The organism is Sodalis sp. RH22 (assembly GCF_047324165.1).
In the GTDB taxonomy this organism is placed as follows: Bacteria; Pseudomonadota; Gammaproteobacteria; order Enterobacterales; family Enterobacteriaceae; genus Acerihabitans.
In genome coordinates, this window is the sequence record NZ_CP178731.1 from 4,981,578 (window position 1) to 5,007,777 (window position 26,200).

Genomic DNA, 26,200 nt, shown 5'->3' on the forward strand with positions numbered 1-26,200 from the left:
AAATCGTGGTGATGAATGACAATGAATTATCTGGCCTTCCCGCAGTTTGACCCGGTGATTTTTTCCGTGGGACCGGTGTCGCTCCATTGGTACGGCCTGATGTACCTGGTCGGTTTCGTCTTTGCCATGTGGCTGGCGGTGCGCCGCGCCAACCGGCCCGGCAGCGGCTGGACCAAGGATGAAGTGGAGAATCTGCTGTATGCCGGGTTCCTGGGCGTGTTCCTGGGCGGACGCATCGGCTATGTGCTGTTCTATAACCTGCCGCAGTTCCTCGAGAATCCGCTTTATCTGTTTAAGGTATGGGACGGCGGCATGTCGTTCCATGGCGGCCTGATGGGCGTTATTATCGTGATGCTGTGGTTTGCCCACCGCACCAAACGCCATTTCTTCCAGGTGGCGGATTTTATCGCCCCGATGATCCCCTTCGGCCTGGGCGCCGGCCGGCTGGGCAATTTTATCAACGGCGAACTTTGGGGGCGCGTAACGACGGATACCCCGTGGGCGATGCTGTTTCCCAGCTCGCGCGCCGAGGATCTGGCCCTGCTGCCTTCGCATCCGCAATGGCAGGCGCTGTTTAACCAGTATGGCGTATTGCCCCGCCATCCCTCGCAAATTTATGAGCTGCTGCTTGAAGGCGTGGTGCTGTTTATCATCCTGAATGTGTTTATCCGCAAGCCGCGCCCGCTGGGCAGCGTCTCCGGCCTGTTTCTGATGGGGTACGGCGCGTTTCGCATTATCGTGGAGTTTTTCCGCCAGCCCGACGCGCAGCTCGGATTATTCGACGATGCCATCAGCATGGGGCAAATCCTGTCGTTGCCGATGATTATCGCCGGTCTGATTATGTTTATCTGGGCCTACCGCCGCCGCCCCCAGCAACAACTGTCCTGAGGTCACATGAAACAGTATTTGGAACTGATGCGCCTGGTTCGGCATCAAGGCACGCCGAAAGCCGATCGCACCGGCACCGGCACCTTATCGATTTTCGGCCATCAGATGCGCTTTAACCTGCAGCAGGGTTTTCCGCTGGTCACCACCAAACGCTGCCACCTGCGCTCGATCATTTATGAGCTGCTGTGGTTTCTCAACGGCGATACCCAGGTGGATTATCTGCACGAGCACAATGTGTCCATTTGGGACGAGTGGGCGGATAAGGACGGCAATCTCGGCCCGGTGTACGGTAAGCAATGGCGCGCCTGGGGCGCGGCGGACGGCCGCCGGATCGATCAGCTGAGCCGGGTGATCGAGCAGTTGCGCCAGGACCCCGACTCACGGCGCATTATCGTTTCCGCCTGGAATGTGGGCGAGCTGGATCGGATGGCGCTGGCACCTTGCCATGCCTTGTTCCAGTTTTATGTCGCGGACGGTACGCTGTCCTGCCAGCTTTACCAGCGCTCATGCGATATTTTCCTCGGCCTGCCGTTTAATATCGCCAGCTACGCGCTGCTGGTGCATATGGTGGCGCAGCAGTGCGACCTGCGGGTGGGGGATTTTGTCTGGACCGGCGGCGATACCCATCTTTACAGCAATCATCTGGAGCAGGCCGACCTGCAGCTGACGCGCGCGCCGCGTGAACTGCCGCGCCTGGTGATCAAGCGTAAGCCCGCGTCGCTGTTCGACTACCGTTTTGAGGATTTTGATATCCAGGGTTACGACCCGTATCCGCCAATCAAGGCGCCCGTGGCAATCTGATATTGCGCGCCCGTTAACACGTCTGCTTTGCAAGGGAGGTTAACGGGCCTGCCGCGCCGTGGGGCGCCATAGTTTTGTTATGCTCCCCGCAATATTTTGTCTGTTTGCACCTCTCCCCTAAATCCATGCGACAGCCCGTCGCACTTTGCGTCTTACCCGGTAGCGCGGCGGGATGGATAGCCGCTATCCTGCGGTGCATGAAAATTCCCAACCTGTCACAGCGGGGCTATACCCTGATTGAAATGATGCTGGTGCTGGCCTTGACGGCGATGCTGGCGCTGTCGGGCACGTTTGTCTGGCGGCATTACCAGCATAAATCCCAGCTCGAACACGCGGCGCGCCAGATAGCGGATTTCATGCAGCGTTTACAGTGCCGGGCCGCCTGGGGCAATCATCATTATCGCATCAGGGTGCGAACCGGCCTGGACTGGTCGCTGGAGGCGCGTGGGGACGCGCAGGCGCACCCTATGCCGGCGTCGGCAATGACCTTGCGGCGGCAGGCGTCCGCCGGGAGTATCCGGCTGGAAATTTCCACGCCCGGCTACCTTATCCTGGCGGGGCTGCGCAATACCGCCACGCCGGCCCACCTGACGCTCAGTAACCCGGCGGGCAGGATCAGGGTTATCCTGTCTGGCAAGGGGCGGGTCAGGGTGTGCAGCGAACACGGCCGCTGGGCGGGGATCGGGCCGTGCTAAACCGGGCGCAGCGGGGGGCGGGCCTGGCGGAAACCCTGGGCGCCCTGGCGGTGGTGTCCCTGCTGCTGCTGGCCGGCCTGCGGCTGTTGCCGCTATTGCATCGCCTCAGCCACGGCGGCATACAACAGGCCAGGCTGGTTCGGCAGATTGATTACAGCCTGCTGGCCATGGAAAAAGATTTGCGCCGCGCCGGTCATTGCCGGCCGCCCTGCGCACGGTCCGGCGTCGTGCTGGGGCAGCGACGCGGCGAGCGTGAAAATTCCTGCCTGATTGTCAGTTACGCCTTTTATCCAACCGGGGCCAGAACGCCGGGCGGCCGCGTCGTCAACGATACCTTCGGCTACCGTTTGCATCGCGGCGCCTTGGAAACCCAGCGCGGCGTCAGGCATTGCGATGAGGCGGGCTGGGCCAATATGCACGATCCCCGGCAGGTGCGGATAACTCGGCTCAGGTTTGAACCGGTGGCGGCGCATGCCTGGCGGATCACGCTGTGCGGCGTGCAAAGCGATCGTCCCGGCGGCGGCTATCGGACCAGCCGGATCGTTGTCGGGCGTAATGGATGAATACTCAATCGCAGCGGGGCGGCGGTTCCCTGGCGGCGCTGCTGGCCGTATTGTTTACCGGCATGGCGGCTCTGGCGGCGTGGCAGCGTTTTATGGATGCTTCCCTGGCGTTGATTGCCGATGAACAGCATTACCTGAGCGCTTTTCATCAGGCCGAATCCGCGCTGTCGTGGGGAACCGGCCAGTGCTGGCGGGGGGAGGACGGGCAATGCCTGCGGCCGCCGGGCGGAAATTTCCAGGCCTGCCTGCTGGCGGGGGCGGGCGGCAGATGGATACTGCGCGGCCACGGCGATGGTGTAGCCGAACCGGTGTATCTGTACCGCGTGGTGGCGATGCGCCCTGCGGGGCAGTTGGGGGACGGCGCAACATCATGGCGTCTGACGCCGCTGCCCGCGGGCTGGCTGGACTACCACCCGGGCTGAATCCTTTGCGAGGTGTAATGAAAAGCTATCATCAGCGGGGGCACGGCATGCCGGAAGCATTAATGGCGGTACTGTTGTTTTCGCTGGTGGCGCTGTTTATGCTGCACTATCTGCAGCGGCTGGCGAACCGGCAGGAGGATGTGCGCCAGTACCGCCAGGCGTTGACGCTCAGCCACCAGGCGTTGGAAGGATATCGCCTGCCAAGCCTGCGGGACAGGCTGGCTGACAGCATGGACCTGCCCGCCGGTTGGCGGCTCGATATCGTCGTACAGCCGCTGGCCGGCGGCTGTACGCGGGTCAGTGCCGGGGTCGCAACCGCGCGCGGGCAACGGGCAACGCTGTGCGAATGGTTTTGTTTGCCCGTGGATGCGAAGCGACGTGGGGGTGATACCGTCGATGGCGGGTGATCAACGCTTGTTTTCAGCGCGAATACCGCTAGAGTGTCGGCATGAGTAACACCCGTTGGGTCAGGCGAAAGGGGGCGGCATGTTTACGGTGTACCATTCAAACCAGCTGGATTTGCTTAAAGCGCTGGCCGCCGCGCTGATCGAGGGGCGTCCGCTGCGCGATCCGTTCCAGCCGGAGGTGATCCTGGTGCAAAGCTCCGGCATGGCCCAATGGATGCAGATGGCGCTGGCGGCGCGGTTCGGCATTGCCGCCAATATCGAATTTCCCTTGCCGGCAAGCTTTATCTGGCAAATGTTCACCCGCGTATTGCCGGATATCCCGCAGGAGAGCGCGTTCTCCAAGGATGCCATGACCTGGAAACTGATGGCATTGCTGCCAAAGCTGTGCCAGCAGCCCGGGTTCGAGGTGATCTGCCAGTACCTTAAGGATGACGGCGACCGGCGTAAATGTTTCCAGTTTGCCGCCCGTATCGCGGATCTTTTCGATCAATACCTGGTCTTCAGGCCGGACTGGCTGGAGCGCTGGCAGCGCGCAGAGCCGGTGCCGGACCTGGGCGACGCCCAGTCCTGGCAAGCCCCGCTGTGGCGGGAACTGGTGGCGTTCACCGACCGGGCCGGGCAATCTCCCTGGCATCGCGCCAACCTCTACGCCCGATTTATCCAGACGCTGGAAGAGGCGGCCGAATGTCCGCCGGGCCTGCCCGAACGCGTATTTATCTGCGGCATTTCCGCCTTGCCCCCCACCTATTTACAGGCGTTGCAGGCGCTGGGGCGCCATATCGACATTCATCTGCTTTTCACCAACCCTTGCCGCTATTATTGGGGCGATATCCGCGATTACGCCTTCCTGGCCAAGTTGCAAAACCGCAAACGCACCCATTACCAGGAGCCACGGGAACAGGGCCTTTTCCGCCGGCCGGCGGAAGCCGGGGCGCTGTTCAACGACGCGGGAGAACAGCAGGTCGGCAATCCTCTGCTGGCCTCCTGGGGTAAACTGGGCCGCGATAACCTGTATCTGCTGGCCCAGCTGGAGGGCGTCCAGGAAGTGGACGCCTTTGTCGACCCGCCGGACGACGGCCTGCTATCCACCCTGCAGCGCGACATACTGGAACTGGAAGATCATGCCGTGGTCGGCATGACCCGCGAGACGCTGGAGAACAGCCGGACAAAACGGCTGCTGCAGCCCTCCGATCGTTCCCTCAGCCTGCATGTCTGCCACAGTCCGCAGCGCGAGGTGGAAGTGCTGCACGATCGGCTGCTGGCGATGATCGGCGACGATCCCAGCCTGTCGCCCCGCGACATTATCGTCATGGTGGCGGATATCGATCGTTATACGCCCGCGATCCAGGCGGTATTCGGTCATGCCGGCAGCGGGCGCTATCTGCCGTTTGCCATTTCCGACCGGCGCGCGCGCCATATCCATCCGGCGCTGCCGGCGTTTTTGTCCTTGCTGGAGCTGCCGCAAAGCCGCTTCGCCGCCGAACAGGTGCTGGCGCTGCTTGAGGTGCCGGCGGTGGCGGCGCGTTTTTCGATTAACGAGGACGGGCAGAAGTTGCTGCGGCAATGGGTCGCCGAGTCGGGCATCCGCTGGGGCCTGGACGACGATAATATCCGCGAGCTGATGCTGCCCGCCACCGGCCAGCATACCTGGCAATTCGGACTGACGCGCATGCTGCTGGGGTACGCCATGGACAGCCATAGCGGGGACTGGCGCGGTATTCTGCCTTACGACGAATCAAGCGGGCTGATTGCGGAACTGGTGGGCCATCTGGCGGAATTGCTGGCGCAGCTCAGGCGCTGGCGGGACATCCTGCGGGAACCGCGCGACCTGGCCGGATGGCTGCCCTGTTGCCGGGAACTGGCGGCGGACTTTTTCCTGCCGGACAGCGAGACCGAAGCCGCGCTGGCCCTGCTGGAAACCCAATGGCAGGAGATCCTGCAATTCGGCCTGCAGGCTGCCTATGACGAACCCTTGTCGATCACGCTGCTGCGCGACGAATTATCCGCCCGGCTGGATCAGCAGCGCGTCAGCCAGCGCTTCCTGGCGGGCACGATTAATTTTTGCACGCTGATGCCCATGCGATCCATCCCTTTCAAGGTTGTGTGCCTGCTGGGCATGAACGACGGCGTCTATCCGCGTTCGCTGCCGCCGCTGGGGTTCGATTTAATGGCCGGCCAGGCGAGACGGGGCGACCGCAGTCGCCGCGACGATGACCGCTACCTGTTCCTGGAAGCATTGCTGTCGGCCCAGCAGCGTTTTTACATCAGTTTTATCGGCCGTTCTATCCAGGATAACAGTCAACGCTATCCGTCGGTGCTGGTCAGCGAATTGATCGAGTATGTCGCGCAGAGTTTTTACCTGCCGGGGGATGAGGCGGTGGATGTGGACACCAGCGCCGCCCGGGTCAGCGCGCATCTGTGCCAGTGGCACAGCCGCATGCCGTTTGCCGCCGAGAATTTTATCAAGGATACCGAACAGCAAAGTTTTGCCGCGGAGTGGCTGCCCGCCGCCAGCGCGGGCGGCAAGCCCCATCCCGAGTTTACCCGTCCGCTGGACCCGCAGCCGGTTACCCTGCTGGCGTTTGACGTGCTGAAACGGTTTTACGGCCACCCGGTGCGCGCCTATTTCCAGCAGCGCCTGGGCGTCTATTTCCGCCTGGAAGAAACCGAGCTGTCCGCCGACGAGCCGTTTGTCGTCGAAGGCCTGGACCGCTACCAGCTTAACGACCAACTGCTTAATACGCTTATCGCCGGGGAAGATCCCGACCGGCTTTACCGTACCTTCAGGGCGGCCGGATACCTGCCCTACGGCGCATTCGGCGAACTGTATTGGGCCAAACAGCGCGATGAAATGGCCCTGCTGGCTGAAACGGTGCGCGAACAACGCCGTGATGGGGCGCAAAGCATCGAGATAAGCCTGATGCTGGGCGACGCCGAACTGAGCGGCTGGCTGCCCCAGACGCAGAGCGACGGCTTGCTGCGCTGGCGTCCGGGCGTTTTATCGATGAAAGACGGCATGGCGCTGTGGCTGGAGCATCTGGCATGGTGCGCCATGGGCGGCGGCGGGGAGAGCCGCATGTACGGCACCAAGGGCCAGTGGCGTTTTGCCGCGTTGGCGCCGGAGCAGGCGAAAGCGTTTTTACTGACGCTGGTGACGGGTTATGGCCAGGGCATGAGCACGCCGCTGCTATTATTACACCGCGCCGGCGGCGCATGGCTGGCACAAAGCTACGACCACGACACGGGCGCCATTGATTGGGGGGAATCCTGCCAGCTCCAGGCGCGCGATAAGCTGATGCAGGCCTGGCAAGGGGACGGCTACACGCCCGGCGAGGGACAAGACCCCTACCTGCAGCGGCTGATGCGGCAACTCAACGCGCCGCATGTCGAGGCGATTATCCAGGCGGCGCAAACTTACCTGCTGGCGCCGTTCAGCCTCAATCTGGCGGAAGCCGAAAAGGCACGACGGGGGAAAAAAAGCACGTTAAGCTAACAACACCGGCGATAGCCGGTAAATACATCGCGAAATAAGCGAAGAGGCCATGGCCGGCCCTTCAGGGTTGTTGGAGAGTGGAATGCGTAGATTGGTTGTGGGATTGTTCAGTTGTGCTGTGTTGTGTTGTTTGGGCATTGCGCCTGCCGTAGCGGATGTCGCCGGCTGGCAGCCGATAAAGGAGACCATCCGCAAGAGCAGCAAGGACATACGCCAGTACCAGGCCGTCAGGCTGGCCAACGGCATGACGGTATTGCTGGTCAGCGATAAGCAGGCGGTGAAGTCGCTGTCCGCCCTCGCGGTGCCGGTGGGATCGCTTGAGAACCCGGATGACCAGTTGGGCCTGGCCCACTATCTTGAACATATGATCCTGATGGGGTCGAAAAAATACCCACAGCCGGAAAACCTGGCGGAATTCCTGAAAAAGCACGGCGGCGATCATAACGCCAGCACCGCCTCCTACCGCACCGCATTTTACCTCGAGGTGGAAAATAACGCCCTGGAGCCAGCCATCGATCGCCTGGCGGACGCCATCGCCGAGCCGTTGCTCGATCCCGGCAACGCCGACAAAGAACGTCATGCGGTCGATGCCGAACTCACCATGGCCCGCGCCAATGACGGCTTACGCATGGCGCAAATCCGCGCCGAAACCATGAATCCCGCCCATCCCGGCTCGCGTTTTTCCGGCGGCAACCTCGACACCCTGCGCGATAAGCCGGGCAGCAACCTGCACCAGGCGCTGAAGGCGTTTTATCATCGTTATTACTCCGCCAACCTGATGGTGGCGGTGATCTACGGCAACCAGCCGTTGCCCGAATTGGCGCGGATCGCGGCCGCCACCTACGGACGCGTGGCCAACCGCCACGCTACGGTGCCCAAGATTACCGCACCGGCGGTGACAAAAAAACAGACCGGCGTCCTGATCCACTACCAGCCGGTGCAGCCGCAGAAAATGCTGCGCATCGAGTTTCCCATCACCAATAACAGCCAGGCTTTTCGCAGTAAAACCGATACTTATATCAGTTACCTGATTGGCAACCGCAGTCCGAACACCCTGGCTGACTGGTTGCAGAAACAGGGACTGGCGGATGCCATAGACGCGGGCGCCGATCCCATGGTCGATCGCAACGGCGGGGTGTTCGCCATCGCCACGTCCCTGAGCGATAAAGGGCTCAGGCAACGGGATGAAGTGGTGGCGGCAATCTTCAGTTACCTGAAGACCCTGCGCGAACAAGGGATACAGAGGCAATATTTCGATGAGATTGCCCATGTGCTGGAACAGGATTTCCGCTACCCGGTGATTACCCGCAATATGGATTATATCGAATGGCTGGTGGACTCCATGCTGCGGGTGCCGGTACAGCACGTGCTCGATTCCGCCTATGTGGCGGACCGCTACGATCCCAAGGCCATCGCCGCGCGCCTGGACGGCATGACGCCGGACAAGGCCCGCATCTGGTTTATCAGTCCGGACGAGCCGCATAACAAAAGCGCTTATTTTGTCAACGCGCCTTACCAGGTGGATAAAATCCCGGCGCAACGGCTGACGTTATGGCGCCAGACCCAGCCTCATATCCAGCTGTCGCTGCCGGCGCTCAATCCCTATATCGCCAGCGATTTTTCATTAATCAAAGCCACCGCGGCGCCGGCCTATCCGCAACTGCTGATCGACGAACCGGGACTGCGGCTGCGTTATATGCCCAGCCGGTATTTCGCCGACGTGCCGCGGGCGGATATCACCCTCAATTTCCGTAATCCCGCCGTCATGGCTTCCGCCCGCAATCAGGTGCTTTATTCCCTGAACGATTATATCGCCAGCCAGGATCTGGCCGAGCTCAGCAATCAGGCCTATGTGGGCGGCATCAGCTTTTCCACCTATGAAAACGACGGGTTGACCATTAAAGCCTCGGGTTATACCCAGCGCCTGTCGCAACTGGTATTAAGCCTGGTGGAGCGTTACGCCACCTTTACGCCGACGGTTGATCAGCTGTTACAGGCCAAAAGCTGGTATCGCCAGCAGCTGGACGGCACGGAAAAAGAGAAGCCGTACGCGCAGGCGATGATCCCGGTCAAAGTGTTGTCGGCCCTGCCGTATGTGGAACGGGATGAGCGGCGCGCCCTGATTGACGGCATGACGGTACAGGATGTGATTGATTACCGCGAAACCCTGTTCAAGCCCACCGCGCTGGATATGCTGGTGGTGGGCAATATGACGCCGCAGCAGGCCACCGAACTGTCGGCACAGCTGAAGAAACAGATAGGTTGGACGGGTACGCAGTGGCGGCGCGCCGACAAAGTGCAGATTACCCGGCCGCAGCTGGCCGTGATGCAAAAACAGGGCGGCAGTTCTGATGCGGCATTGTCCGCGGCGTATGTCCCCGCCGGCTATGACCGGATACAGGGCATGGCCAATAGCTATATGCTGGCGCAAATCGTGGAGTCCTGGTTCTACCAGCAGTTGCGCACCCAGGAACAGTTGGGATATGCGATTTTTATGGTGCCAGTATTTGTCGGCGACCAGGGCGGGATCGGTTTTGTGCTGCAAAGCGGCACCCGGCAGCCCGCATACCTTTACCAGCGCTACCAGGCGTTTTTCCCCGAGGCGGAACGGCGGCTGCGCGCTATGGCGCCCGCGGATTTCGAGCAGTATAAGCAAGGCATTATCAGCCAATTGCTACAGCAGCCGCAGACGCTGGCCGAAGAAGTGGGACAATATACCGATGACATCGAGCGCGATAACCTGTCTTTCGATACCCGTGCTAAAGTAGTGGCGGCGCTGCGGCAGATGACGCTCGCGCAGCTGGCTGATTTTTTCCATCAGGCGGTAATTGCGCCGACCGGGCTGGCGCTATTATCCCAGATTGGCGGCAGCGGCGACGGCCACGCTCCGGCGGAATATGCCGCGCCCGCGGGCTGGCAGCTTTATCCCAACGCCTCGGCGCTGCAAAGGACGTTACCCGTGCTTGCTCATCAATAGAGGAAAACAGCATCCTTGACCGCGCAGATACTTAATCCGCTGACGTTGCCGTTGCAGGGCGCAAGCCTTATCGAGGCGTCGGCGGGTACCGGGAAAACCTACACGCTGGCGGCGCTTTATCTCCGCCTGCTGCTGGGGCTGGGCCAGCAGGCGGCTTATCAGCGCCCGCTCAGCGTGGAAGAAATCCTGGTGGTGACCTTTACCGAGGCGGCCACCGAGGAACTGCGGGGACGCATCCGGGAGAATATCCACCGCCTGCGGCTGGCCTGCGTGCGGGGTCATTCCCTGAGTGAACCCGGCAAGGACGACCTGTTTCAGGAACTGCTGGCCCAGGTCGCCGATACGGAGCATGCCGCCCGTTTACTGCTGGCGGCCGAACGGCAGATGGATGAAGCGGCGATTTATACCATTCATGGCTTTTGCCAGCGCATGCTCGGCCAGAATACCGTTGAGTCGGGTATGTTGTTCCAGCAAACCCTGGTGGAAGACGAATCGGCGCTCAGACGCCAGGTCTGCGCCGACTTTTGGCGCCGCCATTGCTACCCGCTGCCTTACGCCATCGCCCAGGCCATACACCAGGAATGGGACGGTCCGGAAAAACTGTTGGCTGAATTGCTGCCTTATATGCAGGGCGAGGCGCCGGTGGTGCGCAATCCGCCGGATAAAACCGAGTCCATCCTGGCGCGGCATGAGCGCATTATCGCCCGCATCGACGCCCTTAAGCGGTCATGGCGCCAATCCGCCGGTTTGTTGCCGGCCCTGGTGGGCGACTCAGGCGTCGATAAGCGCTCATACAGCAGCAAAAACCTGCCTGTGTGGCTGGATAAAATGTCAGCCTGGGCCGCCGCGCCAACCGATGATTATGCGGTGCCAAAAGAGCTTGAACGCTTCCGCCAATCGGTACTGCGCGCCAAAACCATCAAGGGCAGCCCGCCCGAACATGCCCTGTTCGACGAAATCGACCGGTTTTTCCAGGAGGCGTTGACGCTGCGCGAGCTGATTTTTGTGCTGGCGCTGGATGAAATGCGCCTCGCGCTGCAACTCGAAAAGCGCCGGCGCGGTGAACTGGGCTTTGACGATCTGCTTAGCCGTTTTGACGAGGCGCTGCGGGGCGAGGGCGGTGACGCCCTGGCGCAGTCGGTGCGCGCGCGCTATCCGGTGGCGATGATTGACGAATTCCAGGATACCGACCCCCAGCAATACCGCATTTTCCGCCGCCTCTATGACGGGCAGCCGGCCTGCGGGCTGGTATTGATTGGCGATCCCAAACAGGCGATTTATGCTTTTCGCGGCGCGGATATTTTTACCTATATGCGCGCCCGCAGCGAAGTTAGCGCCCACTATACTCTCGGCACCAACTGGCGCTCCTCGCCGCCCATGATCGGCGCGGTGAACCGCCTGTTCCAATCGCTCGCAAACCCCTTTATTTTTCAGCAAATTCCCTTTTTGCCGGTCGCCGCCGCCCCGGAAAACGACGCGCTGTCGCTGATGGTCGACCAGGCGCCGCAGCCGGCGCTGCGGGTCTGGCTGCTGGCGGGGGACGGAACCGGTGTAAGTGAGTACCAACATTTAATGGCGCGCCAGTGCGCCGCCGCCATCAGCGACCTGCTGACCGCCGGACGGGACGGGCGCGCCTGGCTTAACGGCCGCAAGGGACGCGAGGCGCTGCAGGCCTCGGACATGACGGTGCTGGTGCGTAACCGTAATGAAGCCTCCCTGGTGCGCGACGCGTTAAGCGCATTGTCGATCCCCGCGGTTTACCTGTCCAATCGTGACAGCGTTTATGAAACGCCGGAGGCGCGCGAGCTGCTGTGGTTGTTGCAGGCAATCCTGATCCCGGGCCAGGATAACGCCCTGCGCTGCGCCCTGGCCACCAGCCTGATGGGGCTTGACGCCCAGGATATCGATGCCGTCAACCACAACGGCCAGGCCTGGGACGCGCTGGTGGATGAGTTCGCCGGGTATCGCCAGCTGTGGCGGCAACGCGGCGTGCTGCCGATGCTGCGCCAGGTGATGATCGCCCATCAGATAGCGGAGAACCTGCTGGCCAGCGTCAATGGCGAACGCAGGCTGACCGATCTGCTGCATCTGGCCGAACTGCTGCAGGAAGCCTCGGCGCAGCTGGATAACGAACACGCGCTGGTGCGCTGGCTGGCGTTGCAGATTGAACAGCCCAACACCCAGGCCGATAACCAGCAGCTGAGGCTGGAAAGCGACCGCCATCTGGTGCGGATCACCACGGTGCATAAGTCCAAGGGATTGGAATTTCCCCTGGTATTCCTGCCGTTTGTCGCCGATTTTCGTCTGCAAAAGCGCCCCTTGTTCCATGACCGCAGTGATTTCCAGGCCTGGCTGGATCTGGCGGCCTCCGAGGAGAGCCTCGCGCTCGCGGAGGAAGAGCGGTTGGCGGAAGACCTGCGCCTGCTGTACGTGGCGCTGACCCGTTCCATTTATCAATGTTGCATCGGTATCGCGCCGCTGTTTCGCGGCTCCCGTGCCAAAAACGGCGATACCGATGTGCATCAAAGCGCGTTGGGCTACCTGATACAGCAGGGCGAGCCCGGCGACGGCGCCGTCCTGCGGGCGCGGCTTGAGCAGCTGTGCGCAGCGGATATCGTCCTGGACGTGATTACCCAGCCGCAGGGGCGCCCCTGGCAACCGGCCGTGACGGCGCGGCATAGCCTCGCCGCCCGGCGCTTTCAGCCGCGCGCGCAGGACAATTGGCGCGTCACCAGTTATTCCGGCCTGCAACAGCACGGCGGCGGACCGGGGCTGATGGAACTGCTGCCCCGGCTGGACGTCGACGCGGTGGGCGAACGCCGTCAGGACGCCGAACCCGAGCTGTCGCCCCATACCTTTGCGCGCGGCGCCTCCCCCGGCACCTTCCTGCACGCCCTGTTTGAATCGCTCGATTTTACCCGGCCGCTTGATGAGGATTGGCTCAGCGGACAACTGGCGCAAAACGGCATCAGCGACATTTGGCGACCGGTTATCGGGCAGTGGATGGACCGGGTATTAAACGCGCCGCTCGGCGCCTCCGGCATTACGCTCTCCCGGCTGGCGCCGGGGCGGAAACAGGCGGAGCTGCAGTTTTACCTGCCGATCGACGCCACGGTGACCGCCGGCGCGCTGGATATGCTGTGCAAACGCTACGATCCGTTGTCCGCGCGCTGCCCGCCGCTGGATTTTCCCCAGGTGCGGGGAATGCTGAAGGGGTTTATCGACCTGGTTTTTTGCTGGCAGGACCGTTATTACCTGCTGGACTACAAATCCAACTGGCTGGGCGAAGACGATGCCGCCTATACGCCCGAGGCGATGGCGCAGGCCATGGCCGAGCATCGCTACGATCTGCAATACCAGCTTTATACCCTGGCGTTGCACCGTTACCTGCGCCATCGCCTGGCGGATTATGATTATCGCCGCCATTTTGGCGGAGTCTTTTATCTGTTCCTGCGCGGCGTCGCGGCCGATAATCCCGGCAACGGCATATTTTACTGCCGCCCTGAACCGGCCCTGATTGACGGCCTGGATACATTATTCAGCCAGGGCGCGGCGGTCACCAGCGAGTATAAGGCGATTTAATGGACGTTGTGATCGAGCAGGCGCAATTACTGCGGCTTTGGCGGCCGCTGGATATCCAGTTTGCCCGCATGCTGGCGAGCGCGGATGAGCCGGCGCTGCTGCTGGCTTGCGCCTGCCTGAGCGCCGACGCCGGCGCCGGACATGTTTGCCTGCCGTTGACGCTATTGCAGCCCGGCGGCCTGTTCAACGGCCGGCATCCGCAACTGGCCGAGCATGCCTGGCGCCTTGCCGGCAAGCCCTCGCCGGACGAGTGGCCGCGTTTGCTGAACGCGTCGCCGGCGGTCAGCGACGGTTCCAGGCCCACCCCCCTGGTATTAGATCAGGGCCGGTTGTATTTGCAGCGCATGTGGCAAAATGAACGGCGGGTCGCGCATTTTTTTAACGCCATCCGGCCCATGCCCGCTGGGGATGAAGCGCTTATCAGGCGGGTGCTGGACCGGTTTTTCCCGGCCGGCGCCGACGAGGTGGACTGGCAAAAAGTGGCGGCGGCGGTGGCTATCACCCATCCGGTGGCGCTGATTTCCGGCGGCCCGGGCACCGGTAAAACCTCGACGGTGGCGAAAATGCTGGCCGCCATGGTGGTGCTGGGCGGCGATGCCCGTCTGCGTATCCAGCTAGCGGCGCCCACCGGGAAAGCGGCGGCGCGCCTGAGCGAGTCCCTTGGCGCGGCGCTGGCGGCGCTCGGCCTTGACGAACGGCAGCGGCGGCTGTTCCCCGCGGAAGCCGTGACGCTGCACCGGCTGCTGGGCGCGCAGCCCAACAGCCAGCGCATGCGTTACCATCAGGATAATCCGCTGCATGTGGATATCCTGATTGTCGACGAAGCCTCGATGGTCGATCTGCCGATGATGGCCAGCCTGATCGCCGCGCTGCCGCCGCAGGCGCGGGTGGTTTTTTTAGGCGATCGTTGCCAACTGGCGTCGGTGGAAGCGGGGGCGGTGCTGGGCGACATCTGCTTTCTGGCGGAGAACGGCTATAGTCCCGGGCGTAATGCGCAGCTGCGGCGGCTTACCGGCTGCGAGGTGCCGGCGGGTACGCCCGTGGCGGGACACCAGACGGGGGACAGCCTGTGCCTGCTGCGTAAAAGCTACCGCTTTGACGCGGGATCCGGCATCGGCCGTCTGGCCAATACCGTTAACAACGGCGATGGCCGGGGGGCGCTGGCGTTGCTGAAAGCCGGGCGTGATGAGGACGTGGCCTACGCGCCGATACGCGACGGCGAAGACTATCTGCGCCTGCTCGACGGGTGCGTCGCGGGCTATCGTGATTACCTGCGGCTGGTGCGGGACGGCGCCGGGGCGGGCGCGGTGTTAGCGGCATTTGACCGCTACCGCCTGCTGTGCGCGCTGCGCGAAGGGCCCTTCGGCGTCGCCGGCCTTAACGCGCGGATTGAACAGGCGCTGGCCCAGGCGGGGTTGATTAAGCGCCAGGCGGATGCCGCCGGCAGGGGGTATGCGGGACGGCCGCTGATGATCACCCGCAATGCGCCGTCCCTTGGACTGTATAACGGCGATATCGGTATTATGCTGCCGGATGCGCAGTCGGCGCTGCGGGTCTGCTTCCCGCTGCCTGACGGCACCATCAAGGCGGTGCCGCTAAGCCGTCTGCCCGATCATGAAACCGCTTTTGCCATGACGGTGCATAAATCCCAGGGGTCGGAGTTTATCCATACGGCGCTGGTGCTGCCCAACCAGTTTCTGCCGGTGCTAACCCGCGAGCTGGTCTATACGGCCATTACCCGCGCCCGCGAGCGGCTGTCGGTCTATGCCAACGACGAGGTGATAAGCCAGGCCATCGCCACGCCGACCGAGCGGCGCAGCGGCCTGCGGGAATTGCTGTTAAAGGGGTAGGCCGCCGGCAGGCTTGCCGGCGCACGCGGTAGCCGGCGGGCGTCCCGGGAATGCTCGCCGGCGCAGCCCGGTTACTGGCCGGTGAGGTCCGCCACCAGGATTTTTGAACGGCGATGGTAGTTATACAGCGCCTGCTTCTGCTGCGGCAGCACTTCCACTTCCGCCGGGGTAAAACCGCGCTCCTGGAACCAGTGAATGCTGCGCGTCGTCAGTACAAACAGCTTTTTCAGCCCCATCTGGCGCGCCTGTTGCGTAATACGCTGCAACAGCATTTCGCCGCGCGACGAGCTGCGGTAATCGGGATGCACGGCCACGCAGGCCATCTCCCCCAGCTGTTCTTCCGGAAAGGGGTAAAGGGCGGCGCAGGCAATGGTCAGGTTGTCCCGTTCGATAATGGTGAATTTATCGATTTCCATTTCCAGCTGTTCGCGGGACCGGCGCACCAGGATGCCCTGCTGCTCCAGCGGGCGTATCAATTCCAGGATGCCGCCGATATCGTTAATGGTCGCGCGCCGCACCTGTTCCGCGCTTTCCATCACGATCTGGGTGCCGATGCCTTCGCGGGAGAACAGTTCCTGCACCAGCGCGCCGTCATCCTGATAGCTGATCAGATGGCAACGGCGCACGCCGCTGCGGCAGGCTTTCACCGCACCGCGCAAAAAGCGCACCGTGCCGGAATGGTAATCGCCTTTTTTTTCCAGCGCGTCGATACGCAGCTGGGCCTCATTGGGAAACAGTTCGGATATTATCTCGCCCTTATCGTCACACACCCCTTGCGAAGAACAAAAGCCGATAATCTTTTCCGCTTTCAGTTTGATAGCCAGCTGGGTGGCCACTTCTTCCGAGGTCAGGTTAAAGCTCTCGCCGGTTACCGACACCGCCACCGGGCCGAGCAGCACGATAGCGCCGCTGTCCAGCTGGCGATGTATCGCCTCGTCGTCGATACGGCGGATGCGGCCGCTGTGGCAGTAGTCCACCCCGTCGTCCACCCCGAGCGGCTGGGCAATGATAAAATTGCCGCTGACCACATTAATATGCGCCCCCTGCAGCGGCGTATTGTTCAGGCTCATGGACAGCCGCGCGGTAATATCCAGCTGCAGCAGGCCGGCCGCCTGCTTGACCAGTTCAAGGGTCGACGCGTCGGTGACGCGGGTGTGCTTGTGGTAAATAGGTTCCAGGTGGTGCACCGACAGATTGGCGTCGATTTGCGGCCGTGCGCCGTAGACCAGCACCAGGCGGATGCCCAGGCTGTGAAGGAGGCCGATATCATTAACGATGTTGGCGAAGTTTTCATGTTCGATGGCTTCGCCGCCTAACATGACGACAAACGTCTTGCCCCGATGGGCATTGATATAGGGAACTGAGTGACGAAAGCCTTGGACCAGTTCAGTACTACGTTCCTTCACGGCAAATCCTCTGTGAATGATTATTCTGATTTTGTGTATTTTTATTCTATAAATAGGGTATTGGCAAGCAGCATTTTTCCCCATTCTTGTTTGTAAAGAATCGAAAATAAACCCCGAAGCACTAAGCATAGAGCCTTTTAAGGATGACAGATACCGGCGGATTCGCTAAAGTTTTTGCCATTCGAAAAAATGACTGCTTTTTCATTATATTAGCTTTTATCCTGGGGCGATATGCCGGATTCACATCATAATAAGGGGCGCAGGCGGCTGCTGCAGGCAACCGCCGCCACCTGGCTGTTAACGCTCAGTCGCATCGGAATGGCGGCGCCGCTGGTAGTGGCCGTGCGCATCTGGCCCGCAGCCAGTTATACCCGCATTACGCTTGAATCCCAGTCCCCCTTGCGCTATCGCCAGTTTGTCCTTGGCAATCCCGATCGGCTGGTGGTGGATATCCAGGATGCCCAGCTTAATTCGGTGCTGAAGGGCGCCGGTCAATTGGTCAGGGAAGAGGACCCCTACATCAGCCGGATACGGGCCGGCCAGTTTGACGATCGCACCGCCAGGATGGTGATCGAACTGAAGCAGCCGGTCCAGGCGCGCTTCCTGGCCCTGCCACCGGTGGCCGGGTTCAAACATCGTCTCATCATGGATCTCTATCCCCGGGCCGGCAGCCGTTCCGCGCTGCAAGACGATCCGCTGCTGGCGCTGCTGGAGGACTACAATCAGGGCGATCTGGCGCGCAGCCTGCCGCCCGAATCCCAGGCGCCGCGCGCCGGCAAAGCCGGGCGCGACCGGCCGGTTGTCATCATGCTCGACCCCGGCCATGGCGGTGAGGATCCTGGCGCCATCGGCAAGTTCCGCACCCGCGAAAAGGATGTGGTGCTCAAGATTGCCCGCCACCTGCGCGCCTTGATTGACCGTGAGCCCAATATGAAAGTCTATATGACGCGCAATGAGGATGTCTTTATTCCGCTGAAGGTCAGGGTGGCGAAAGCGCGCAAACAGCGCGCGGATCTGTTCGTCTCTATTCATGCCGACGCGTTTACCAACCGCGCGGCACGCGGCGCGTCGGTGTTCGCGCTGTCCACCAAAGGGGCCACCAGCGCCGCCGCGCGTTTCCTGGCGCAAACCCAGAACGCCGCGGACGATATCGGCGGGGTAGGCAAAAGCGGCGACCGCTATCTGGATCATACCTTGTTTGATTTGGTGCAGACCGCCACCATCAACGACAGCCTGAAATTCGGCAAGGCGGTGTTGCAACATCTGGGGAAAATCGCGCACCTGCATAAACGCAGCGTGGATCAGGCAGGTTTTGCGGTGCTCAAGGCGCCCGATATTCCCTCCATCCTGGTGGAGACCGCGTTTATCAGCAATGTGGAAGAGGAGCGGCGCCTGCGCACCACGCATTTCCAGCAGCAGGTGGCGCACGCCATCCTGGCGGGCATCAAGGCGTATTTTGCGGCGGGTGGGGTGATCTCGGGCCGGTGAGGCGGCGCGTTTTGCGTAATGCAGACAACAAAAAACCCACCTTAGAGTGGGTTAAGCGCTTTAGCCTGTCATTTTTCAAGAAGTGGTTGCGGGGGCCGGATTTGAACCGACGACCTTCGGGTTATGAGCCCGACGAGCTACCAGGCTGCTCCACCCCGCGTCCGATATACTACATCTGTGAGCAGTCAGATGCTTGCTTCTTTTACTCTTTTTTTTAATTCTTTTCTTAACGTATGACTTTTACTGCTTAATTGGTTGCGGGGGCCGGATTTGAACCGACGACCTTCGGGTTATGAGCCCGACGAGCTACCAGGCTGCTCCACCCCGCGTCCGTGGAAGCGCACTATACTCCGGACAGCCTTTGATGCAACCCCTTTTTGCGATTAATCGCCTGCTATAATGATTTTTGTTTAAAGAGGCGCTTTTTTGCCTGTTTTATAAGCAAAATAGACGGTTGTTTTTGCAATAATGCATTTATCTATTGAACCGCCTTTGCTATCGTTCGCCGTTGATACATAGGCAAATGGAACCGGCATGAGAACGTTATGAACAAACAATGGGCACACTATCTTTTCATTGGCCTGATTTTCGCCATTCTGGCCGGCTGTTCGTCGCGCCCCACCGATCGTGGACAACAGTATAAAGATGGTCTTCTTACCCAGCCGTTCGGGCTGGTCAATGAACCCAATGCCAAGGGGCGACCGGTTAATGCCAAGGACTACGCCGATCAGGTGGCTGAAACGCAATACGCCGCCGCGGGCCTGTATAGCCGCAACAGCGCCAATTTCGACGCCGTCAAGCGCTGGGCCATGGCGGGCGCGGATACCCGCCAGCTCAGCCAGTTCGGCGTCAAGGCCTACCAGATGGAAGGGGTGGATAATTACGGCAATGTACAGTTCACCGGCTATTACACGCCGGTGATTCAGGCCCGCTATACGCCCCAGGGCGAATTTCAGTATCCGCTGTACCGCATGCCGCCCAAGGGCAGGAACCGCCTGCCCGACCGCGCCGCCATCTACGCGGGCGCGCTTGACGGCCGTAACCTGGCCATCGCCTACAGTAATTCGCTGATGGATAATTTTATGATGGAAGTGCAGGGCAGCGGCTATGTGGATTACGGCGACGGCCGGCCGCTCACCTTTTTTGGCTATGGCGGTAAAAACGGACACGCCTACCGCAGCATCGGTAAGATATTGATCGATCGCGGCGAAGTGGCGCGCGAGGATATGTCGATGCAGGCGATTCGCCAGTGGGCCTCGCGCCACAGCGAGACCGAGGTGCGGCAACTGCTGGAAGAGAATCCGTCCTATGTGTTCTTCAGGCCGGTTCCCTTCGCGCCGGTAAAAGGCGCCAGCGCCGTGCCGCTGGTGGCCAAGGCCTCGGTGGCGTCGGATCGCTCGCTGATCCCGGCCGGCACCACGCTGCTGGCGGAGGTACCCCTGCTGGACAACGCCGGCAAATTTACCGGTAAATATGAGATGCGCCTGATGGTGGCCCTGGATGTGGGCGGCGCCATAAAAGGACAGCATTTTGATATCTACCAGGGCATCGGCGCCGAGGCCGGCCACGCGGCGGGTTATTACAACCACTACGGCCGGGTATGGGTATTGAAAGGGTCGCAGGACAGCGCCCCGTTATTCACGGGCGAGAGCCAGGGCCTGACAACCCAGGCCAGCACCGGCCAGGTACAGGTTACCTACGATAATTAGATGCTATTGGCACCGCCAATAAGGTTAGCAAGATGAACGGGCACCCTTCACACGCGTACCAGTCAGACGCGTATCTGCAGCGGTTCGGTGGCACCGCCCGCCTGTATGGCCGGCAGGCGCTGGACGTGTTTTTCCGCGCCCATGTCTGCGTGATAGGCATCGGCGGCGTGGGCTCATGGGCGGCGGAGGCGTTGGCGCGCACCGGCGTCGGCGCCATTACGCTTATCGATATGGATGATGTGTGCGTCACCAATACCAACCGCCAGATCCATGCGCTGCGCGAGCAGGTGGGACAGCCGAAAACCGAGGTCATGGCCGCGCGCATCGCCTCGATCAATCCGGAATGCGTGGTGACCTGCGTGGATGATTTTATTACCGCCGACAACGTCGCGGCCCTGCTCGATCGCGGCTTCGACTATGTTATCGATGCTATTGACAGCGTGCGGCCGAAAGCGGCGCTGCTCTCATACTGCCGTCGTTATAAAATTCCGGTGGTCACCGTGGGCGGGGCGGGCGGGCAAATCGATCCCACCCGCATCGCGGTGGCCGATCTGGCGAAAACCATCCAGGATCCGCTGGCGGCAAAACTGCGCGAGCGGCTCAAGCATGATTTCAACGTGGTAAAAAACAGTAAAGGCAAATTGGGCATAGACTGTGTCTACTCCACCGAGCATTTGGTCTATCCGCAGCCGGACGGCTCGGTGTGCGCGTCGCCTGCCACCGCCGTTGGGCCCAAGCGCATGGATTGCGCCTCCGGCTTTGGCGCGGCGACCATGGTCACCGCCAGCTTCGGGTTTATCGCCGTATCCCATGCGCTAAAAAAAATGCTGGCCCGGGCGGCGCGGGGCGTCAGCGTTTAATATAGCTCTCGGCAATGGCGTTGATCCGCCCGGCGATAGCCGCCAGCCCGCCGGCGCGGCTGACGCTCAGCTCGGCGCGCAGCCCCAGGTCGTCAAACGGCGCCAGGGGATCCCGGTGGGACAGTTGTTCCGGCGTTTGGCCTTCGCTGCCGGCCAGCACCACGGCCAGCAGACCCTTGACGATGCGCCCGTCGCTGTCGGCATAAAAATGCAGCGTACCGTCGCGCAGCCGCTGATGGCCGAGCCAGACGCGGTTTTCGCAGCCCGTCAGTATCGTTGCCGGCGTTTTCAGCGTATCCGGCAGCGGCGGCAGCGCCTTGGCCAGCAGGATAATCTGCCGCAGGCGATCTTCCCAGGTCCGGCAGCCGGCAAAGCGTTGCGTCAATTCCCGCATAGCGATCTCGCCGCCGAAAGGATGGCTGCCCGCTTGATGTTCTGTCATGACGTTATCCCCATCAGAATCAATCCCTCAGCAGGGAGACGGCTTTTTCCACCGACGCGACCAGCCGGTCGACGTCATGGCGGGTATTATAGGGCGCAAAAGAGGCGCGCAGGGTGCCGGATACGCCCAGCGCCGCCATCAGCGGCTGGGCGCAATGCTGCCCGGCGCGCAAGGCAATGCCGTCCTGCGCCAGGATCATGGCGATATCCTGATGGTGAAGACCGGCAAACACAAAGGATAACACACTGGAACCCGGTGCGCGGAACGCGCGAAAACCCGGCAGGGCGGACAGACGTTGCGCGGCGAGGCCGGCCAGCCCGGCGCTGTATTCCTCCGCGGCCGCCAGATCCTGCGTGCGCAGCCAGTCGAGCGCGGCGCCCAGTCCAAGCACGCCGGCGATATTGGGCGTGCCCGCTTCAAAACGCAGCGGCGCCGCCTGCGGAATAAAACCGTCAAAACCCGCCGCGGTCAGCATCTTGCCGCCCCCTTGCCAGGGCGGCATGTCCTCCAGCAGCGCCGTTTTGCCATACAGCACGCCGATGCCGGTCGGGCCATACAGTTTATGGCCGGAAAAAACGTAGAAATCGATATCGGCGTCCCGCACGTCGGGGGGACGGTGCACCGCACCCTGCGCGCCGTCAAGCACGATCGCCGCCTGCGGGTAGCGGCGGACCAGGGCGGTGATGCCCGCCAGATCCGGGCAGGCGCCGGTGACGTTCGACATCTGTGTCACGGCCAGGATACGGGTTTTGCCGTTCAGCAGCCCGGCGAGTTGCGCCGGGTCCGGCAGCCAATCGCGTCCCAGGGGCCATCGAACCACCCGCGCGCCGGTCTGCTGCGCCACCATCAGCCAGGGGATGAGATTGGCGTGATGCTCGGCCTCGCTGACCAGGATTTCGTCACCCGCCCGCAGGCGCGGCCGGGCATAACTTTGCGCCACCAGGTTAATCGCCTCGGTGGCGCCCCGGGTCCAGATAATGCCGGCGGCCGGAGCGCCGATCCAGGCGGCGGCCTTGAGGCGCGCCTGCTCATAACGGGCGGTAAGCGAAACGGCGCCGGGATACTGGCTGCGATGGACATTGCCGGTGCCATGGCGATAAAAGGCGTCGGTGGCATCAATGACCGCGTCGGGCTTCAGGGCGGTGGCGGCGCTGTCCAGATACACCGCGTCATTATCCAGCGCGGGGAAATGACGGCGGAAGGCGGCAAAATCAAATTCGGTCATGGTTACCTCATACACCTTGTTTCGGCAAAGCAGAACTACAGACTTATCCTATTATCGCCGTCTGGAGGGGATAAGTGACAGGATTTAATCCGGTTTTATGGAAAAATGAACAATGCTTGTTATGCTGATTATTATCAGGTAAGCAAAATACCTGCCTGCCTGGAAGCTTAATAACAGAATTAAGTGGTGATTTTTTATTTTTAAAATGAGATTGCAAGGAGATAACGATGAAGAAAACAGCCGCAATGCTATCCGCTTTTTTGTTTGCCCTGACGCTAAGCGCATGTTCAAGCAACTATGTTATGCACACCAACGACGGGCGCACCATCGTGACGTCCGGCAAACCAAAGGTTGATGATGAAACCGGCATGATCGGTTATCAAGACGCCAACGGCACCGAGCAGCAAATCAACAGTTCCGATGTCAAAGAAATGATGAAGGCGCAATAAGCGCCCGTTTTTTGCCAAGCCGGACAATACCAAACCCTGCCGCACTTCATGATTGCCGGTTATCAGGCATAAAAAAGCACCGCCTCAGGCGGTGCTACATATTTCATGTATTGGACAGACAGAAAAATGTTCAGTAAGGCTGAAAATAATAAAAAATAGTCACCTGGCACGATAAGACCGGTTACCGTAAATACCACAGGCCCGAAAGACAGACCAAAAAGGGCAAACACAACACCACACCGCAGGCCAAAAGCTCGCCTGAATGGGAAAATCCAGACTTACCTTTCGTTCCGGCCCGCGTGGTAGAGCGATACTATAGGTATTTGCTGGTGCATCCACAACGGACAAATTATAATGTCTCGGATAAAAAAAACTAATAGGTCAATTCTTCGTGCCCATCTTACTTGCCACCGGCGCAGAAAAGCGTCTCGCCCATGTCTAAACGCTTACCGCCGCTAAATGCCTTGCGGGTATTTGATGCCGCCGCCCGTCATTTAAGCTTTACCAAAGCGGCCGAGGAGCTGTTCGTCACCCAGGCGGCCGTCAGTCACCAGATCAAGTCCCTGGAAGATTTCCTTGGGTTGAAGCTGTTTCGCCGCCGTAACCGATCGCTGTTGCTCACCGAGGAAGGACAAAGCTACTACCTGGATATCAAGGAAATTTTCTCGGCGCTCATCGACGCCACGCGCCGGCTGCAATCGCGCAGCGCCAAAGGCGCGTTAACGGTCAGCCTGTTGCCCAGTTTCGCCATTCAGTGGCTGGTGCCGCGTTTATCCAGCTTCAATAGCGCCTGGCCGGGGATTGATGTCCTGATCCAGGCGGTGGATCGCGAAGAGGACAAACTGGCCGATGACGTAGACGTCGGCATCTTTTACGGCCGCGGCAACTGGCCCGGGCTGCGGGTGGAAAAACTGTATGCCGAATATTTGCTGCCGGTCTGTGCGCCCGCCCTGCTGAGTGGGGCGCACCCGCTGAAAACGCCCGGGGATTTAGCCTATCATACCCTGCTGCATGATGCGTCGCGCCGGGACTGGCAGGCCTATACCCGTCAGTTGGGGCTCACTCATCTTAACGTGCAGCAGGGGCCGATTTTCAGTCACAGCGCCATGGTACTGCAGGCCGCCATCCATGGTCAGGGGGTGGCGCTGGCCAATAATGTCATGGCGCAGACGGAAATCGAGGCGGGCAGGCTGACCTGTCCGTTTAACGACGTATTGGTCAGTAAAAACGCTTTTTATCTGGTTTGTCATGACAGCCAGGCGGAAGTGGGTAAAATAGCCGCCTTTCGCCAATGGATCATCGGGCGCGCGGCGAGCGAACAGGAAAAATTCCGTTTCCGTTATAATAACGGTCATACGGTTGAATCCGAATAAATATCACAAAAATAACACCCTAATCAGGATTAATACGATGCGTAGTCGCGCTATGTTGGTATTTGCCGCCGTCAGTGGTCTAATCTATGTCGCCCTTGGCGCTTTCGGCGCCCATATCCTTAGCCAGACGCTGGGCGAGCTGGAATTGGCCTGGCTGAAAACCGGCCTGGAGTATCAAGGATTTCACACCCTGGCCGTGATGGCGCTGGGGGTTGCCATGCAGCGTAACGCCAGCGTGTGGTTTTACTGGAGCGGTGCGCTGCTGGCCATCGGTATTGTCCTGTTTAGCGGCAGCCTCTATTGCCTGTCGCTGTCGCATCTGCGTCTGTGGGTTTATGTTACGCCGATAGGCGGGGCCTGCTTTGTGGCGGGTTGGACGTTAATGTTAATTGGCGCGCTGCGTCTGAAGAAAAAGGCCGATCGCCGTGAATAAAGTTATTTTATATTGCCGACCCGGATTTGAAAAAGAGTGCGCCTCGGAGATTACCGAAAAAGCCGGCGCCCTGGAAATCTATGGTTTTGCGCGGGTTAAGGACAACAGCGGCTACGTGATCTTTGAATGCTATCAGCATGAAGAAGCAGACCGGCTGATCCGCGAGCTGCCGTTTCGCGAGTTGATCTTTGCCCGGCAAATGCTGCTCACCGGGGAACTGCTGCGCGATTTGCCGGTGGACGACCGCATCACGCCGATAGTCGGCATGCTGACCGGCGCGGTGAAGGGCGCCGGCGATTTGCGGGTGGAAGTGCCGGATACCAATGAAAGCAAGGAACTGATGAAGTTCTGCCGCAAATTTACCGTGCCGCTGCGCGGGGTCCTGCGCGCGCAGAAAATACTGGCCGTGCGGGAAGAGCCGTTCCGTCCGGTGATCCACGTGTTTTTTATTGCCCCGGGCTGCTGTTATGTCGGGTATTCCTATAGCAATAACAACTCGCCGTTTTATATGGGCATCCCGCGCCTGAAATTCCCGTCCGAGGCGCCGAGCCGTTCCACGCTGAAGCTGGAAGAGGCATTTCATGTTTTTATTCCACGTGATGAATGGGATGAACGGCTGGGCAGCGGCATGTACGCGGTGGATCTGGGCGCCTGCCCCGGCGGCTGGACCTATCAGCTGGTCCAGCGCAGCATGATGGTGCATGCGGTGGATAACGGCGACATGGCCGAGAGCCTGATGGCGACCGGGCAGGTCATCCACCACCGCGAGGATGGATTCAGGTTCGAGCCGCCGCGCAATAATGTGTACTGGCTGGTCTGCGATATGGTGGAAAAACCGGCGCGGGTGGCGCAGTTGGCCGCCGATTGGTTGGTCAAGGGGTGGTGCCGCGAGGCTATCATCAATCTTAAGCTGCCGATGAAAAAGCGCTACGAGGAAGTGAGCCAGAACCTGGCGCTGCTGCGCGCGGCCCTGAAGGAAAATGATATTCATTCCGAGGTCCACGCCAAGCAGCTTTACCACGATCGCGAAGAGGTGACGGTGCATATCCGCCGGTTCTGGAGCGCGGTGCCGGGACGGCGGGACGAACGCTGAAGCCCGGGGTCAAGTTAATCATTATTCTCGCTCACCATGGCGTC

At 60.8% G+C, this 26,200-nt stretch carries 20 protein-coding genes and 2 tRNA genes; 17 read left to right on the forward strand and 5 right to left on the reverse strand.

Features of this window, described 5'->3' with window-relative positions; translation table 11 throughout:
* Positions 1-15 precede the first annotated feature (15 nt).
* The 10 genes from lgt (at position 16) to recD (ending at position 15,678) form a co-directional block, all read left to right on the forward strand.
* Positions 16-888 carry a prolipoprotein diacylglyceryl transferase gene (gene lgt, locus ACL2XN_RS22650; protein ID WP_410013680.1) on the forward strand — a complete coding sequence of 291 codons (873 nt, stop codon included), beginning with the start codon at positions 16-18 and terminating at the stop codon, positions 886-888.
* A 6-nt stretch (positions 889-894) separates the two neighbouring features.
* Entirely contained in the window at positions 895-1,689 is a 795-nt protein-coding gene (gene thyA, locus ACL2XN_RS22655; RefSeq protein WP_413729519.1) for a thymidylate synthase, read from the forward strand.
* 197 nt (positions 1,690-1,886) lie between these two features.
* Positions 1,887-2,384 carry a prepilin-type N-terminal cleavage/methylation domain-containing protein gene (locus ACL2XN_RS22660; RefSeq protein ID WP_413729520.1) on the forward strand — a complete coding sequence of 166 codons (498 nt, stop codon included), beginning with the start codon at positions 1,887-1,889 and terminating at the stop codon, positions 2,382-2,384.
* Positions 2,342-2,947 carry a hypothetical protein gene (locus tag ACL2XN_RS22665; protein ID WP_413729521.1) on the forward strand — a complete coding sequence of 202 codons (606 nt, stop codon included), beginning with the start codon at positions 2,342-2,344 and terminating at the stop codon, positions 2,945-2,947. Before ACL2XN_RS22660 ends, ACL2XN_RS22665 begins: the two co-directional genes overlap by 43 nt.
* On the forward strand, positions 2,944-3,369 hold the full coding sequence (locus tag ACL2XN_RS22670) for a DUF2509 family protein (protein ID WP_413721343.1): 426 nt from the start codon (positions 2,944-2,946) through the stop codon (positions 3,367-3,369). Before ACL2XN_RS22665 ends, ACL2XN_RS22670 begins: the two co-directional genes overlap by 4 nt.
* Positions 3,370-3,386: 17 nt before the next feature.
* On the forward strand, positions 3,387-3,776 hold the full coding sequence (locus ACL2XN_RS22675) for a prepilin-type N-terminal cleavage/methylation domain-containing protein (RefSeq protein ID WP_413729522.1): 390 nt from the start codon (positions 3,387-3,389) through the stop codon (positions 3,774-3,776).
* A gap of 79 nt (positions 3,777-3,855) precedes the next feature.
* A complete protein-coding gene (gene recC, locus ACL2XN_RS22680) occupies positions 3,856-7,269 on the forward strand; it encodes an exodeoxyribonuclease V subunit gamma (protein ID WP_413729523.1) in 3,414 nt (1,137 codons plus the stop codon).
* A gap of 82 nt (positions 7,270-7,351) precedes the next feature.
* Positions 7,352-10,246: a pitrilysin gene (ptrA, locus tag ACL2XN_RS22685; protein WP_413729524.1), complete on the forward strand. Its 2,895-nt coding sequence runs from the start codon at positions 7,352-7,354 to the stop codon at positions 10,244-10,246.
* 15 nt (positions 10,247-10,261) lie between these two features.
* Positions 10,262-13,828 (forward strand): exodeoxyribonuclease V subunit beta, encoded by a 3,567-nt coding sequence (gene recB / locus ACL2XN_RS22690; RefSeq protein WP_413729525.1) that lies wholly within the window; start codon positions 10,262-10,264, stop codon positions 13,826-13,828.
* On the forward strand, positions 13,828-15,678 hold the full coding sequence (gene recD, locus ACL2XN_RS22695) for an exodeoxyribonuclease V subunit alpha (protein WP_413729527.1): 1,851 nt from the start codon (positions 13,828-13,830) through the stop codon (positions 15,676-15,678). Before recB ends, recD begins: the two co-directional genes overlap by 1 nt.
* Before the next feature lie 71 nt (positions 15,679-15,749).
* Here the strand turns inward: recD and argA are convergent, their stop codons facing one another.
* Complete coding sequence (argA, locus tag ACL2XN_RS22700; protein WP_413729529.1) at positions 15,750-17,084, reverse strand: amino-acid N-acetyltransferase; 1,335 nt, start codon at positions 17,082-17,084, stop codon at positions 15,750-15,752.
* A 231-nt stretch (positions 17,085-17,315) separates the two neighbouring features.
* Here argA and amiC point away from each other — a divergent pair, with 231 nt between their 5' ends.
* Positions 17,316-18,572 carry an N-acetylmuramoyl-L-alanine amidase AmiC gene (gene amiC / locus ACL2XN_RS22705; RefSeq protein WP_413729530.1) on the forward strand — a complete coding sequence of 419 codons (1,257 nt, stop codon included), beginning with the start codon at positions 17,316-17,318 and terminating at the stop codon, positions 18,570-18,572.
* Positions 18,573-18,655: 83 nt separating this feature from the next.
* Here the strand turns inward: amiC and ACL2XN_RS22710 are convergent.
* Positions 18,656-18,732 (reverse strand) — tRNA-Met (locus ACL2XN_RS22710).
* Positions 18,733-18,824: 92 nt separating this feature from the next.
* Positions 18,825-18,901, reverse strand: a tRNA-Met gene (locus ACL2XN_RS22715).
* A 216-nt stretch (positions 18,902-19,117) separates the two neighbouring features.
* Here ACL2XN_RS22715 and mltA point away from each other — a divergent pair.
* Complete coding sequence (gene mltA, locus ACL2XN_RS22720) at positions 19,118-20,281, forward strand: murein transglycosylase A (RefSeq protein ID WP_413727747.1); 1,164 nt, start codon at positions 19,118-19,120, stop codon at positions 20,279-20,281.
* A gap of 32 nt (positions 20,282-20,313) precedes the next feature.
* On the forward strand, positions 20,314-21,141 hold the full coding sequence (gene tcdA / locus ACL2XN_RS22725) for a tRNA cyclic N6-threonylcarbamoyladenosine(37) synthase TcdA (RefSeq protein ID WP_410013693.1): 828 nt from the start codon (positions 20,314-20,316) through the stop codon (positions 21,139-21,141).
* Here the strand turns inward: tcdA and csdE are convergent.
* Positions 21,131-21,583: a cysteine desulfurase sulfur acceptor subunit CsdE gene (gene csdE, locus ACL2XN_RS22730; protein ID WP_410013694.1), complete on the reverse strand. Its 453-nt coding sequence runs from the start codon at positions 21,581-21,583 to the stop codon at positions 21,131-21,133. The genes tcdA and csdE overlap by 11 nt on opposite strands.
* Before the next feature lie 19 nt (positions 21,584-21,602).
* Positions 21,603-22,808 carry a cysteine desulfurase CsdA gene (csdA, locus tag ACL2XN_RS22735; RefSeq protein ID WP_410013695.1) on the reverse strand — a complete coding sequence of 402 codons (1,206 nt, stop codon included), beginning with the start codon at positions 22,806-22,808 and terminating at the stop codon, positions 21,603-21,605.
* 227 nt (positions 22,809-23,035) lie between these two features.
* On the opposite strand from csdA, the gene ACL2XN_RS22740 reads away from it, so the two are divergent.
* The 4 genes from ACL2XN_RS22740 to rlmM all read left to right on the forward strand — a co-directional run bounded on the left by ACL2XN_RS22740 (position 23,036) and on the right by rlmM (position 26,156).
* Complete coding sequence (locus tag ACL2XN_RS22740; protein ID WP_410013696.1) at positions 23,036-23,257, forward strand: YgdI/YgdR family lipoprotein; 222 nt, start codon at positions 23,036-23,038, stop codon at positions 23,255-23,257.
* A gap of 434 nt (positions 23,258-23,691) precedes the next feature.
* Positions 23,692-24,630 carry a transcriptional regulator GcvA gene (locus tag ACL2XN_RS22745; RefSeq protein WP_410013697.1) on the forward strand — a complete coding sequence of 313 codons (939 nt, stop codon included), beginning with the start codon at positions 23,692-23,694 and terminating at the stop codon, positions 24,628-24,630.
* Between the two features lie 37 nt (positions 24,631-24,667).
* Positions 24,668-25,063 carry a DUF423 domain-containing protein gene (locus ACL2XN_RS22750; protein WP_410013698.1) on the forward strand — a complete coding sequence of 132 codons (396 nt, stop codon included), beginning with the start codon at positions 24,668-24,670 and terminating at the stop codon, positions 25,061-25,063.
* Complete coding sequence (gene rlmM / locus ACL2XN_RS22755; protein ID WP_410013699.1) at positions 25,056-26,156, forward strand: 23S rRNA (cytidine(2498)-2'-O)-methyltransferase RlmM; 1,101 nt, start codon at positions 25,056-25,058, stop codon at positions 26,154-26,156. Before ACL2XN_RS22750 ends, rlmM begins: the two co-directional genes overlap by 8 nt.
* Positions 26,157-26,200 lie beyond the last annotated feature (44 nt).